10 protein-coding genes and 1 tRNA gene are annotated in these 13,669 nt (G+C 70.6%); 8 read left to right on the top strand and 3 right to left on the bottom strand.

What is annotated here, in order from left to right; all coding sequences use genetic code 11:
- Positions 1-330 precede the first annotated feature (330 nt).
- Positions 331-2,589 carry a cellulose binding domain-containing protein gene (locus EF879_RS15900; protein WP_199736459.1) on the top strand — a complete coding sequence of 753 codons (2,259 nt, stop codon included), beginning with the start codon at positions 331-333 and terminating at the stop codon, positions 2,587-2,589.
- A gap of 513 nt (positions 2,590-3,102) precedes the next feature.
- On the opposite strand, the gene EF879_RS15895 is transcribed toward EF879_RS15900, so the two are convergent.
- Complete coding sequence (locus EF879_RS15895) at positions 3,103-4,107, bottom strand: LLM class flavin-dependent oxidoreductase (RefSeq protein WP_233604505.1); 1,005 nt, start codon at positions 4,105-4,107, stop codon at positions 3,103-3,105.
- A 642-nt stretch (positions 4,108-4,749) separates the two neighbouring features.
- On the opposite strand from EF879_RS15895, the gene EF879_RS15885 reads away from it, so the two are divergent.
- Positions 4,750-5,307 (top strand): hypothetical protein, encoded by a 558-nt coding sequence (locus tag EF879_RS15885; protein ID WP_148086457.1) that lies wholly within the window; start codon positions 4,750-4,752, stop codon positions 5,305-5,307.
- A 19-nt stretch (positions 5,308-5,326) separates the two neighbouring features.
- Positions 5,327-6,211, top strand: coding sequence for a hypothetical protein (locus tag EF879_RS15880; protein WP_123559372.1), 885 nt, complete (start codon positions 5,327-5,329; stop codon positions 6,209-6,211).
- 68 nt (positions 6,212-6,279) lie between these two features.
- Here EF879_RS15880 and EF879_RS15875 read toward each other — a convergent pair whose 3' ends face one another.
- The gene (locus EF879_RS15875; protein WP_123559952.1) at positions 6,280-7,665 is read right to left on the bottom strand and encodes a YibE/F family protein; all 1,386 of its coding nucleotides are present in this window, start codon (positions 7,663-7,665) and stop codon (positions 6,280-6,282) included.
- Positions 7,666-7,985: 320 nt separating this feature from the next.
- A tRNA-Leu gene (locus tag EF879_RS15870) sits at positions 7,986-8,058 on the bottom strand.
- 98 nt (positions 8,059-8,156) lie between these two features.
- Here EF879_RS15870 and EF879_RS15865 point away from each other — a divergent pair.
- From EF879_RS15865 to EF879_RS15845, 5 genes are all read left to right on the top strand, one after another.
- Positions 8,157-8,765, top strand: coding sequence for an ANTAR domain-containing response regulator (locus EF879_RS15865; RefSeq protein WP_370375518.1), 609 nt, complete (start codon positions 8,157-8,159; stop codon positions 8,763-8,765).
- Positions 8,766-8,801: 36 nt separating this feature from the next.
- Positions 8,802-9,968, top strand: coding sequence for a hypothetical protein (locus EF879_RS15860; RefSeq protein ID WP_148086456.1), 1,167 nt, complete (start codon positions 8,802-8,804; stop codon positions 9,966-9,968).
- Positions 9,969-10,238: 270 nt separating this feature from the next.
- Positions 10,239-11,393, top strand: a complete 1,155-nt coding sequence (locus EF879_RS15855) for a branched-chain amino acid ABC transporter substrate-binding protein (protein ID WP_123559366.1) — start codon at positions 10,239-10,241, stop codon at positions 11,391-11,393.
- Between the two features lie 93 nt (positions 11,394-11,486).
- Entirely contained in the window at positions 11,487-12,437 is a 951-nt protein-coding gene (locus EF879_RS15850; protein ID WP_123559364.1) for a branched-chain amino acid ABC transporter permease, read from the top strand.
- Between the two features lie 76 nt (positions 12,438-12,513).
- On the top strand, positions 12,514-13,623 hold the full coding sequence (locus EF879_RS15845; protein ID WP_123559363.1) for a branched-chain amino acid ABC transporter permease: 1,110 nt from the start codon (positions 12,514-12,516) through the stop codon (positions 13,621-13,623).
- Positions 13,624-13,669: the final 46 nt, after the last annotated feature.

Genomic DNA, 13,669 nt, shown 5'->3' with positions numbered 1-13,669 from the left:
CCGCCGCATCGACGGGCGGTTGCGGTGGCGACTCCGGGCGAGGGCTGGCGCGGCGACACCCGGGCGGGTGGGTGACGCGCGATCGGGTGGGTGACGCGCGATCGGCCATGAAACCTTCAAATATTCAAGATGGTCGTTGCATTAGGAAAGCGGTTGCCCTAGCATCCAAGTGCGCTGGAGCCACATCTCGTCCCGGGGTGCCCGATTGAAATGTTCCATTTCGGCCACCCCGCCGCAGCTCGGTCCGTCGGCCTGGGCAGGCCGGCCGCCGCCGTCGGCCGCGCCTTCGGCACCGTGCCGCGTGCCCCGCCTTCCGCGATGGAGATGATCATGCCCCTCGCACGACAGCGCACCGTCCTGCTCGCCGCCGCCACGGCGGGCATCCTGGCCGGCACCGGATCCCTCGGCGTGGTCGTCGCCTCGGCCGCCGCCGCCGGCTGCCGGGTCGACTACCAGGTGACCACCGAGTGGCAGGGCGGCTTCGGCGCCAGCGTCACGCTCACCAACCTCGGGGACCCGGTCACCGGCTGGACCGTCACCTGGACGTACGACGCCGGCCAGCAGATCACCCAGGCCTGGAACGCCACGATCAGCCAGAACGGCGGTCGGGTCACCGCCACCAACGTCAGCTACAACGGGTCGCTGGGCACCAACGCCAGCACCTCGTTCGGGTTCAACGGAACCTGGACCGGCGGCAATCCGGTGCCGACCAGCTTCGCGATGAACGGCACCACCTGCACCGGCGCGGTCACCCCGACGACCGGCGGACCGACCGTGCCGCCGACGACCACCCCGCCGGCCACCACGCCACCCGCGACCACGCCACCGCCGAACCCCGCGCCGGGAGCCAAGCAGATGGAGGACCTCGACCGGGGACTGATCAGCGTCCGGTCCGGCAACGGCAACCTGGTCTCCTGGCGGCTCCTCGGCACCGAGACCTCCGGCGTGGCGTTCAACCTCTACCGCGGCTCCACCCGGGTCAACGCGTTTCCGATCACCGGCGCCACCAACTACCTCGACGCCGGGGCGCCGGCCGGGGCGACGTACACGGTCCGGGCGGTGGTGGGCGGAACGGAGCAGGCCGCCTCGGCCCCCGCGCTCCAGTTCGGCGCCGGCTACCTCGACGTACCGCTGCAGGTGCCGCCGGGCGGGACCACGCCGAGCGGTGAGACGTACACCTACTCCGCCAACGACGCCTCCGTCGGGGACCTGGACGGGGACGGCCGGTACGAGATCGTGCTGAAGTGGGACCCGTCCAACGCCAAGGACAACTCGCAGTCCGGCTACACCGGCAACGTGTACGTCGACGCGTACACCCTGACCGGGACCCGGCTGTGGCGGATCGACCTGGGACGCAACATCCGGGCCGGCGCCCACTACACCCAGTTCCAGGTGTACGACTACGACGGCGACGGGGACGCCGAGGTGGCGATGAAGACCGCCGACGGTACCCGCTCCGGCACCGGCCAGGTGATCGGGAACGCCTCGGCCGACCACCGGAACTCGTCCGGGTACATCCTGACCGGCCCCGAGTACCTGACGATGTTCGACGGGCGTACCGGCGCCATCCTCTCCACCGTGGACTACCAGCCGCCCCGGGGCACCGTCTCGTCCTGGGGCGACAACTACGGCAACCGGGTGGACCGGTTCCTCGCCGGTACGGCGTACCTGGACGGGCAGCGCCCCTCGCTGATCATGGCGCGCGGCTACTACACCCGTACCGTGATCGTGGCCTGGGACTTCCGCAACGGCAGCCTGACCCGGCGCTGGACCTTCGACTCCAACTCGGCCGGGTCGCAGTACACCGGCCAGGGCAACCACTCGCTCAGCGTCGGCGACGTCGACGGCGACGGCCGGGACGAGATCGTCTACGGCGCGATGACCATCGACGACACCGGCGCGCCGCTGTGGAACACCGGCCACGGGCACGGGGACGCCGCGCACCTCGGCGACCTCGACCCGAGCCGACCCGGACTGGAGTACTTCAAGGTCAGCGAGGACTCCAGCAAGCCGTCGTCGTGGTTCGCCAACGCCCGGACCGGACAGATCTACTGGTCGACCTCGCCCTCCGGAGACAACGGCCGCGGCGTCTCCGGGGACATCTACGCCGGCAGCCCCGGGGCGGAGTCCTGGTCGTCGGCGGTCGACGGGCTGCGTAGCCCGTCCGGGGCGAACGTCGGACGCAAGCCGTCCTCGGCCAACTTCCTGATCTGGTGGGACGGTGACCCGGTGCGGGAGCTGCTCGACCAGACCCGGATCGACAAGTACGGCACCGGCGGCGAGACCCGGCTGCTCACCGGCAGCGGCGTGGCGTCGAACAACGGCACCAAGGCCACCCCCGCGCTCTCCGCCGACATCCTCGGCGACTGGCGCGAGGAGGTGATCTGGCGGACCAGCGACAGCCGGGCGCTACGGATCTACAGCACCCCGCACCAGACGGACCGCCGGATCTACACCCTGATGCACGACCCGATGTACCGGGTGGCGATCGCCTGGCAGAACACCGCCTACAACCAGCCGCCGCACCCGAGCTTCTTCCTCGGTGACGGCATGGCGACCCCGCCGAGTCCGTCGATCTACCTCCGGTAGCCCCGGGCACCGCGACCGTGTGGTCGCCGCTGACGACTCGGCGGGCGGCCACCCGCGGGCCGGCCGTCCGGCGGTCGTCGGTCGGTCCGGCGGCCGACGACGGCACGGCACGCCGGCGAGGAGTAGCGCGGGCCCGGCCGGCTCGGCTCAGGACGCGGCCGGCGACGGCGCGGGACCGCCCCGGGCGGCAGGTAGGGCCAACCGCCGGGACGGTCCCGCGAGACGCGAAGCCGCACCGCCCGCCGGAGCCGCTCATCTCCCCGCCGGGCGGTGCGGCACACACCGCGACATCACGCGACCCGTCCCGATCGCGCTTGTCGAACCACCACCGGGAAGAACAGTAGGCGGGTTCCGGTGCCAACCGGTGACAGCGCCGTGAAGAGTGTGTTTCGTCGTCCTCGCCCCGACGTGTCGCGGCTCGCGTCCGACCGAACACCCCGCGCCGTCCACCGCCGTACCGGCCGGACACCGGCACCGCCGCACCGGCCCGCCCGTACCGGACGCCCGGCGCCGTCAGCGGCGCAGGCCGCCGGCGACCTTCTCCGCGATCAGCTCGTACGAGCGCACCCGGTCGGCGATGTCGTAGACCATCGTGGTGAGCATCAGCTCGTCGGCCTCGGTCCGGGCGAGCAGGTCGCCGAGCTGCCGACGGACCGTCGCGGGCGAGCCGAGCGCCTGGCCCTCCCGCCGCTCGGCGATGAACTGCCGCTCCAGGTCGGTGTACGGGTACGCCGCCGCCTCCTCCGGCGTCGCCAACGCCGCCGGGCGCCCCGCCCGTAGCCGTAGGAACGACAACTCGGCCGGCCCGGCCAACCACTCGGCCCGCTCGTCGGTCTCGGCGCAGATCGCGTTCACCGCCACCATCGCGTACGGCTGCTCCAGCCAGCGTGACGGCCGGAAGCTCTCCCGGTAGAGGGCCAACGCCGGCAGGGTGTTCGCGGCGCTGAAGTGGTGCGCGAACGCGAAGGGCAGCCCGAGCAGCCCGGCCAGCCGGGCGCTGAACCCGCTGGAGCCGAGGAGCCAGATCGCCGGCAGGAGTCCACGCCCCGGAGTCGCGGTGATCGGACCGGGACGCTCCCCGGTGAAGTAGTTGATCAGGTCGGCGAGTTCCTGCGGGAAGTTCTCGGCGGAGAGGCCCTCGACCGTACGACGCAGCGCGAGCGCGGTCGCCTGGTCGGTCCCCGGCGCCCGGCCGATGCCCAGGTCGATCCGGCCCGGATGCAGCGCCTCGAGCGTGCCGAACTGCTCGGCCACCACCAACGGCGCGTGGTTGGGCAGCATCACCCCGCCGGAACCGACCCGGATGCGCGAGGTGGCGGCGGCGACGTGCGCGATCAGCACGGCCGGGGCGGCCGAGGCGATCGCCGGCATGTTGTGGTGTTCGGCGACCCAGAAGCGGTGGTAGCCGAGCTCCTCGGTACGGCGGGCCAGCTCGGCGGTGTGCCGCAGGGCGTCGCCGGCCGTGGCGCCGGCGGCGACCGGGGCAAGGTCAAGAACGGACAACGGTACGTCGATCACATGATCGGCAACCGGCCATCGGTGCGATTTCTTCCGGGTGTGGTTTTCTTCCGGTCTTTCGTCGGAGTCATCCTGGCGCATCGGATGTCGGAACAGCTCTGGACTAGGAGATCGGAACGGCCGGGACAAACTCCCCGAAAACATCGAATCTTGTCGGATCACTCTTTGTGTCACAGTGAAAGCCGCCCGCGATGCTCGTGTCGCATGGGCTACAGAATCCGCTTCACGATGTTACTCAATGTAGCCATCTAGTGATGGATATTGATAACTTCGTTGGCATGTCTGAGCCGCGCCGAGAGAACACACCCGTACGGCACTAGCGCAGCTGGCGAGGCAGCCGGAGTAACGGTCAGGGGGAGGTCGCCGCCAAGTGATTCGCAAGCCGCGAATGCCATCCGATTCCGCCACCGCCGCCGCGAGCGCCACGGTCGACGTACACTCGCCCGACCGATCGGTCCGCATCACGGCGTCCGCCCGAGGCGACATAGCCGTCCACGTCCACGATCTGCACCGCCACGACGAGCGGTCACTCGCTCGCCAGGTGCGGGCGGCGGCGCGGCTGGCTCTCGCGCGCATGCAACAGCCAACGCACCGGGATGAGTCCCCCCTGCCCGAGCCGCGGCCCGGGTGGTCGACGCTGCGATGAGCGGGCAGTCGAAGGCGATTTTGGCCGGCGTGGTCGTCCTGGGACTGGGCCTACTGGGGGCGTGGCGGTGGGCGTCGCTGGGCGACGAGCACGTCGTACCCGCCTGTAGTGACCTGGCCGAAGCCCTGCCGGAGGCCGTACCGGGATCGTGGACCCTCACCCGTACCGAGCCGAGGCGTACGGCGAGCAGGTCCGTGGCCCGATGCGAGTTTCGGTTCCGCTCCGCCGACCAGGCGTACGAGGGCACGATCGTCGTGGACCTCAGCGCGGATGACGACGCGGCCGCCCTGCGGAGGAAGGCGACGGACGGCCCGTGCTACGGCGACGCCGTCCCCCACCCGAGCGGCACCGGCTACGAGGTGGCCCGTGCCTGTGCGGAAAGGGTCAACGACAAGGTCTTCGCCGGGGTGTACGTGGCCTCGGCCGAGCGCTACGCGCACACCCTCGCTGAGTTGAGCAGCTCCAGCCTCTCGCCCGAGCAGGTCGTCGCCTACGCGAACAGCACCGCGCAACGCATCATCGACCGCGCGATGGCCCTGGAGGCCACCGACTAGGAGCGTGCCATGGGCAAGCTTGAGCGCCATTTCGAGGACGTCGCCCGGATTCGGGCGGAAGGGATCTCCACCCACGGCTGGGTGCGGATCGTCCGCGACCACGACGGCGAACTCACCGTCGACATTCGGGCCGGACTACTGCGCCGGTGCGGTCCGGACGGGGTGGCAGCGGGAGATCCGGGCGGCGCTACTCGCCGCCGTCGCCGATCACCGGCGGCAGTACCGGCAGCTTCGCATCCAGCTCGAGGCGATCCTGATCGAGCTGGGTACCGGCGAACGCCTACCCCGGACCGATCTCATGGTGCACGCCTGGCGGTCCGCACCCCGGATCATTCGCAACCGTGCCGATCTGGTCCACTCCGCCGCGAACACGTACGGGGAACTCCGTGCGGAGCTGGACAACGAGCTGAAGAATCTCAAGCTCTACTGGGAGGGGACCGCCTGCCAGGCGTTCAGCCACTACGCCGACCGCGCCGTGGCCTACCTCACCCAACTCGAAACCCAGACCCGCTGGCTGGCCGAGGAGGGTAAGAAGGCGGCCAGCATGCTCGAGGGCCTCCGCAACGCGTACGCCGATCTCGGCTATCAGCAGATCGGCACCCTCATCGAGGCGCTCACGAACTACCTCGACGCGGTCAGGAGCCTTTTCTCGTCGTGTAGCGACCCGGAGAAGGCCCTGCTGGACGTGGTGCACGCCTTTGTCGGCTACCTGGTCGACGCGCAGCGGCGGTACGTCGAGGCCATGTCGGGCCTGATCAGGATCGATGAGCAGGAACGGAAGGAGCGACCCGACCTCGGCACCCGGGGCCACGACACGACACCGTTCCCACAACCCGAGGTGGGAACCGACGCGTGGGTGGACCGCGGCAACTGGCGTCCTCGGGCAGACCGGCCGGCGGCATGATCCGCGTCGGAGAGCCGCGACGATGTCGCTACGACTCGAGTTCGCTACTCGGCTAGGAATCGGGTTCGTTACGAATCGAGGCGGCGGCTGCCGAGGTCGGTGGGCGGGTCGACGTGGTCCGCGCCGTCGACGGCGGCTCGACGTACCGTCGGATCATGATCGGTTGGGCCGTGCCAGGCGGAGGACGCGGCCCCGGCGAGGGCGGCGAGCGCCTCCGTCCGGTCGGTGCGCGGCCTCGGGCCCACCGGCTCCGCCGTCGCCGCGGTGGCCCGCCGGCCGGCGGTGGTGACGATCGCGGCGAGCCCGGTGGTGATCGGTACGGCGGCGATCAGCCCGAGCGTGGCGATCGCACTGCGAACAATCTCCTGTGCCATGAACTCGCTGGTCAGGACCTCGACGGTGCCCCGACCGCCCGCGACGATCAGCAACAGCAGCGGCAGGGAGGCGCCGGCGTACGCCAGGATGATCGTGTTGACGGTGGAGGCGATGTGCGCCCGTCCGACCCGGGTCGCGGCCTGGTAGAGCTGCCGCCGGCTCAGCGCCGGGTTGGCGCGGGCGAGTTCGGTGACCGTCGCCGCCTGCGTGACCGTGACGTCGTCGAGGACGCCCAGCGACCCGATGATGATCCCGGCCAGCAGCAGTCCGTGCAGGTCGACGTCCGCGTCGAGGAACGACAGGGCGGTGGCGTCCTCGCTGCCGAATCCGGTCAGGTGCGTGGCGGCGATCGCCACCGTGCCGAGCACGCCGGTGAGGAGCAGGCTGCCGAGGGTGCCGAGGACCGCGACCGAGGTCTGCGCGGTGACACCGTGGGTGAGGTACAGGACCACGAACATGATCAGGGCGGCCCCGGTGACGGCGACCAGCAGCGGCGGACTGCCGTCGAGGATGGCGGGCAGGATGAAGGCGAGCAGGATGGTGAAGCTCGCGGCGAGTCCGGCGAGGGCGGCCAGCCCGCGCAGGCGGCCGAACGCGACGATGGCGATCGCGAACGCGGCGACGAGCCAGACCAGCGGGCGTCCGCGCTGCTGGTCGGCGATGCTGTAGCTGCTCACCGCGGGGTCGGCCGGGTCGGCGAGCTGGACCAGGATCACCTCGTCGCCGACGTCGACCTTCGGGGCACCGGGGCCGACCGGGATCGACGTCTCGACCTCCCTGCCCTTGTCCGGTCCGTCCTCGACCCGGACCCGGACCGTGCCGCACGGCCCGTCGGCACCGACCTCCGGTCCGTCCGGTACCTCCGGCAGCGCGGGGCAGGCCTCCTCCACGACCCGGGTGACGGTGCCGTGGTGGCGGGGCACCGGCTCGGCCTCCCTCGGGGCCGGTGCCGTCGAGGGCCAGAGCAGGAGCGTGGCGACGCAGGTCGCGACGAAGAGCGGTACGACCGTGGCGATGAGGATCTTCCGTACCCGTGGCGGCGCCGGCGTCGGGGGATGGTGGTCGTGGTCGGCGCCCATCGGCGGCAGCTCCTTCGGCCCGGTTCGGTCGGTTCGGTGCTGATTCTGCACAGCGCGACCCTGGGCGGCGAGTCGTTCGCCCGCTACGCCCGGAATCGGGCCCGGACCGTACCGGGGCAGGGAGCAGTTTTCTCGGCTACTCGGCTCCGGGTGCGGCGGTGGCGGCCTGGGCGGCGGTGGCCGGAGCCGGGGTTGGGTGACCATCCGCACCGCGGACGGGTACGTCACCAGCGACGACGGTGTCGGACGGGCCCGGGCGACCGGATCGGTCGGCGCGGCACGGCGGCTGGTGGTGGTGGGCCCCGGAGGCGGGCAACGGGTGCCCCCGGTGGGATTCGAACCCACACTGTCGATCTTTTGAGAATCGCGCCTCTGCCGTTGGGCTACAGGGGCCTGGCGTCGATAAGACTACCCACTACGCTGATGGCGGCGACACCCGGCTGGGCAGGTGTCGGAAAAGGAGTAGTTGGGGGTAGGGGCTCGTGGCCGACATGCAGGCTGGTGCCGAGCGTAGGCGAGTGCTGATCGCCGAGGACGAGGCGCTCATCCGGCTGGACCTGGCCGAAATGCTGGTCGAGGAGGGCTACGACGTCGTGGGGGAGGCGGGCGACGGCGAGACCGCGGTGCGCCTGGCCGAGGAGTTGAAGCCCGACCTGGTCATTCTCGACATCAAGATGCCGATCATGGACGGGTTGGCCGCGGCGGAGCGGATCGCCGGCGGTCGGATCGCCCCGGTCGTCATCCTCACCGCGTTCAGCCAGCGTGACCTCGTCGAGCGGGCCCGGGCGGCCGGGGCGATGGCGTACCTGGTCAAGCCGTTCCAGAAGAGCGACCTCGTGCCGGCGATCGAGATCGCGCTCTCGCGCTACTCCGAGATCGCCGCCCTCGAGGCCGAGGTCGCCGGGCTGACCGACCGGCTGGAGGTCCGCAAGATCGTGGAGCGGGCCAAGGGCGCCCTGATGACGACGTACGGGATGACCGAGCCCCAGGCGTTCAAGTGGATCCAGCGCACCGCGATGGACCACCGGATGACCATGAAGGAGATCGCCGAGCGGATCCTGGCGGAGGGGACCGGCACGGAGACCGCCTCGGCCGGCTGACCGCCACCCCTGGTCCGGCCCCCGTACGATCGGGCGGTGCTCCGGCCGTCTCGCGTCGCCGCCGTGGTCGCCGCATTGGCGGTGGTGGCGGCTGCCGGCTGTCCCGGGCACCCGCCACCGCGGCGCGCCCAGATTGGTCCGAGCTGGCTCGCGTTGACGCCTCCCAGGCCGAGCGGCGGAGCCGACCGTCTGACGGTCCGGCAGGTGACCGGCTGCGGCGGTCGGTGGATCCTGGCGGGTGCCGAACTGTCCGCCGACGGCACGGCCCGCCCGATGGCGTGGCACAGCCCGGACGGCCGGGCCTGGGAGCCGTTCGTCGTCCGGCCCGACAGCCATTACGGGCGGCGCGCCGTGCTGTACGCGACGGCCTGCCGGGACGGCGTCCTGGCGGCGCTCGGCACGCAGGCCGGCGGGGCGCACGGCAACCCCCGGGTCACCGCGTGGCGGCAGGCGGAGGACGGGGCACTGGTCGAGGTGCCCGCGCCGTTCGAGCTGTTCGGCGGCCCCGACGCGGCACATGTCGGCCGGATGACCGCCGGCCCGGCCGGCTGGTTGATCGTCGGCAGCCGGGTGAGCGGCGCCGCCGTCTGGCGGGCGGGCGACCCGGCCAGGTTCGAACTGGTCGCGGCCGCACCCGGGTTGGCCAGCGACGCCGAGGGCCGGACCTGGGCCTTCGACGCCGTCGCGGGCCCCGACGGCTGGCTGGTCGTCGGCGGTGTCGGGCGGACCGGCCGGATCGAGCGGGACCCACTGGCCTGGGTCTCCCGGGACGGGCTGTCCTGGCAGCGGCGCGCGGTGCCCGGCGCCCCCGGGTACGACGAACTTCAGCGCGTTGTCCTGATCAACGGGCACGCGGTCGCGGTCGGGCCGAGCGGCTCGACGTTCGGCGTCTGGCGGGACGAGGGTCGGGGCTGGGTCGCGGTGGGCCACTTCGGCCGGATCGGCGGTGGTGCGGCGATCGTCGCCGACCTCGCCGTCCTCGACGGGGAGCTCTGGGCGGCGGTCTCGGACGGTCGGCACCACCGCGTCTGGGTCTCGGCTGACGAGGGTGGGTCCTGGCGGGAGGTGCCGGCGCCGGTACCGGAGCTGCCGGCCGGCGGGGGACGAGCGGTCGCGCTCGCCGCCCAGGGTCACCGTCTGCTGATTGTTGTCGATGACGGGAGCGGCGTACGGTTGTGGGGGACGCCGGCGCCGTCCTGGTAACGGGCGAGGTCGGAGGCGCTGCTGTCGGGCGTACCCGGGCCGTTCGGCCACCCGGGTACGCCGGTGTTCTTACAGGGGATGCAGTTGGGCAGCCACGCCTTGTAACGTTTAGGTCAACCCCTTCTCCTGGGTCTATCCGTGCTACCGGCCGGTGAGATAACGTCCGGCCCCAGACCGCGACGACGGTCTGGTTCACCCACCCTGAGGTGCTTGGCAAGGGCCAATTGGCAGCGGGTGGTTTGGACCCCTGGATGGAGGAGGGTTCGAGCCTTGAGGCAGAAACTGGCGCGCGTACTCGGCGGCGCTGCCCTGGTGGCGCTCGTCGCTGGCGGAGCGGCGTGCTCCAGCGGCGGGGACGATGCTGCCGATGGCGCCTGCGGCTACAAAATCGGCTTTTTCGGTGCTCTGACGGGTTCGTCCGCGGCCCTCGGCATCAACATGAACAACGGTGTGAAGCTCGCCGTCGACCAATACAACAAGGCCAACCCGGACTGCAAGGTCGAGCTCGTGGAGCTTGACTCGCAGGGCAGCCCGGACCAGGCGCCGCAGCTGGCTCAGCGGGCCATCGACGACGAGAAGCTCCTCGGCATCGTTGGCCCGGCCTACTCCGGTGAGTCGGAGGCGGCGAACCCGCTCTTCTCCGAGGCCGGCCTGGTGCACATCACTCCCTCCGCCACCCGGCCGAGCCTGGCCGACCAGGGCTGGAAGACGTTCTTCCGGGTGATCGGCAACGACCTGAGCCAGGGCCCGGCAGCCGGCACCTACATCAAGAACGTGCTCAAGGCCGAGAAGGTCTACGTCATCGACGACCAGTCCGCGTACGGCGCGGGCCTGGCCGACGAGGTCAAGAAGGTGCTCGGTCCCGCGGTTGTCGGCAGCGACAAGGTGCAGGGCGAGGGTAAGCAGAGCGACTTCTCCGGCGTCGTGACCAAGGTCAAGGCCTCCGGTGCCACCGCCATCTACTTCGGCGGCTACTACCAGGAGGCGGGGCTGATCCGTAAGCAGCTCACCAACGCGGGGGTGAAGGCTCCGCTGATCGCCGGTGACGGCGTCAACGACCCGGCCTACATCACCAGCGCCGGCCAGGACGCCGCCGAGGGCACCATCCTGACCTGCCCCTGCCAGCCGGCCACCAAGGCCCGGGGCAGCTTCGTCAGCGACTACAAGGCGCTCAACGGCGTCGACCCGGGCACCTACAGTGACTCCGCGTACGACGCGGCGAACATCCTGCTCGCGGGGATCAAGGCTGGCAAGACCACCCGGGCCGACCTGCTGGAGTTCGTCCGGGGTTACACCGGCGAGGGCGTCGCGGCGAGCTACAAGTTCACCGACAAGGGCGAGCTTGACCCCTCCCAGGTCAAGATCTGGGCGTACAAGGTTCAGGGCGGCCAGGTCGTACCGGATCAGGAGATCCCGCTGGGCTGACCCGTTTTCGCTGATGACCTCGGGTGCGGCCGGAGTACCCCCCCTCCGCGCCGCACCCGACGTCGTCCCGAGCCGAACCTGGAGCATGTTCCCTTGGACTTCACCGGACTGTTCTCCCACTTTGGGGAACTCACCACGACGGGCCTAGCCCAGGGCGCCATCTACGCCTTGGTTGCGCTCGGTTACACGCTGGTCTACGGCGTGTTGAGGCTGATCAACTTCGCGCATTCCGAGGTCTTCATCTCGGGCGCCTTCGCGGCGATCTGGACCTGGAGCATGCTGGGCCTGAACCAGGACTCCAAGGTCAGTGGGTTCGGCTCGATCCTGCTGTACCTGTTGATCGCCATGGTGGTGGCGGCCCTCGCCTCGGCGCTGGCCGCGACCGTGATCGAGCGGGTGGCCTACCGCCCGCTGCGCCGCCGCAACGCGCCGCCGCTGGCCTTTCTGATCACCGCGATCGGCGCCTCGATCACCATCTCCGAGGCCTTCGGAATCTTCACCCGGCGATTGCCGCAGGGGGTGCCGAACCTGGTCAGCAACGAACCGCTGTTCCACATCGCCGGAACCCCGATCCGGGTCATGGAGGTGCTGATCATCGGCGCGGCGCTGCTGATGATGGTTGGCCTCGACACCTTCATCAACCGCACCCGGTTCGGCCGGGGCATCCGCGCGGTGGCCCAGGATCCGGACACCGCGGCGCTGATGGGGGTCAACCGGGACCGCACCATCCTGTTGGTCTTCATCGCCGGCGGGACCATGGCCGGCGTCGCCGGGCTGCTGTACGACATCCGGATCGGCGCCGTGACCTACAGTGTCGGATTCCTGTTGGGGCTCAAGGCGTTCACCGCGGCGGTCCTCGGCGGCATCGGCAACCTGCGGGGCGCGTTGCTGGGCGGGCTGCTGCTCGGGCTGGTGGAGAACTACGCCTCGGAGCTGTTCGGCTCGCAGTGGAAGGATTTCGCCGCCTTCGCGGTGCTGGTCGTGCTGCTGATGTTCCGGCCGACCGGGCTGCTCGGCGAGTCGCTGGGGAGGGCACGGGCGTGAACGGGCGAAGCAGACGGGTCATCCCGTCCGGCGCGACCGGGCTGTGGCACGGCACCGGGCGAAGTGGAGCAGAGGCATGAGCGGCATCACCCAGGGGATTCGGACCTTCCGGCAGGCCGCCGGCGAACGGTGGCGCACCGCACCCCGCGCGGTGCGGTGGTCGGTGCTCGCCGCCGTGATCATCTTCTTCTACGCCCTGCCGAACAAGGAGTTCTACCAGTACCTGGGGCCGATTCCGACCACCGAGTCCAACTTCGGCCAGGTGCTGTTCACGATCTCCATCTACGTCCTGCTGGCCGTCGGGCTCAACGTCGTGGTCGGCTTCGCCGGCCTGCTGGACCTCGGCTACTTCGGGTTCTTCGCGGTCGGTGCCTACACCGTGGCGGTGCTGACCTCGCCGAGCAGCGACATCAAGACCCTGTGGCCCTGGCTGGCCGTGGTGCCGATAGCGATCGCCCTGACGGCGATCTCCGGTGTCGCGCTCGGTACCCCGACCCTGCGGCTGCGCGGCGACTACCTGGCGATCGTCACCCTCGGCTTCGCCGAGATGATCCGGATCGCCGCGACGAGCTCCAGTTTTCTCAAGGGACAGCGGGGTTTCAACCAGATTCCGCACCCGCCCGGCGAGTACGCCGACGGGCGGCCGATCTTCGGCGTGCTGGATGCCCGCCCGTACTACTGGCTGGTGCTGACCCTGATCCTGCTCGTCGTGTTCGGGGTGCGGAACCTGACCCGCAGCCGGGTCGGCCGTGCCTGGGTGTCGATCCGAGAGGACGAGGACGCGGCCCAACTGATGGGGGTGCCGACGTTCACGTTCAAGCTCTGGGCGTTCGCCATCGGAGCGGCCATCGGTGGCCTGGCCGGCGCGCTCTTCGCGGGTAAGCAGAACTTCGTCAACTCGCAGAGTTTCGAGCTGCTCAACTCGATCATCATCCTGGCCGCGGTGATCCTCGGCGGCTCCGGCAACATCGTCGGCGCGATCGTCGGTGGGGGCCTGGTGGCCTACCTGATCGAGCGGTTCCGTGGCATCGAGGTGCTCGGTGTCGAGCTGTACGAGTTCCGCTTCCTCGCCTTCGGCGTGATCCTCATCATCATGATGATCTTCCGGCCGCAGGGCCTCATCCCGAATCGACGACGCGCGGCGGAGCTCAAGGACCGCCGCAAGGAGGTGACCGTCGGTGGCTGAGACCGAGCAGAAGCCGACGGTGCCGGCGCAGGCCGGCCCGGCCGCT

It is taken from the genome of Micromonospora sp. HM5-17 (genome assembly GCF_003762835.1).
In the GTDB taxonomy this organism is placed as follows: Bacteria; Actinomycetota; Actinomycetes; order Mycobacteriales; family Micromonosporaceae; genus Plantactinospora.
The sequence above is the reverse complement of the archived record's forward strand: the minus strand, read 5'-3'. Positions and strand labels throughout refer to the sequence as shown.

What these genes read in the sequence shown, in the direction of transcription:
- EF879_RS15900 (WP_199736459.1), top strand. Translation starts at nt 331, where the DNA reads ATGCCCCTCGCACGACAGCGCACCGTCCTGCTCGCCGCCGCCACGGCG.
- EF879_RS15885 (WP_148086457.1), top strand. Translation starts at nt 4,750, where the DNA reads ATGAGCGGGCAGTCGAAGGCGATTTTGGCCGGCGTGGTCGTCCTGGGA.
- EF879_RS15875 (WP_123559952.1), bottom strand. Translation starts at nt 7,665, where the DNA reads ATGGGCGCCGACCACGACCACCATCCCCCGACGCCGGCGCCGCCACGG.
- EF879_RS15865 (WP_370375518.1), top strand. Translation starts at nt 8,157, where the DNA reads ATGCAGGCTGGTGCCGAGCGTAGGCGAGTGCTGATCGCCGAGGACGAG.
- EF879_RS15845 (WP_123559363.1), top strand. Translation starts at nt 12,514, where the DNA reads ATGAGCGGCATCACCCAGGGGATTCGGACCTTCCGGCAGGCCGCCGGC.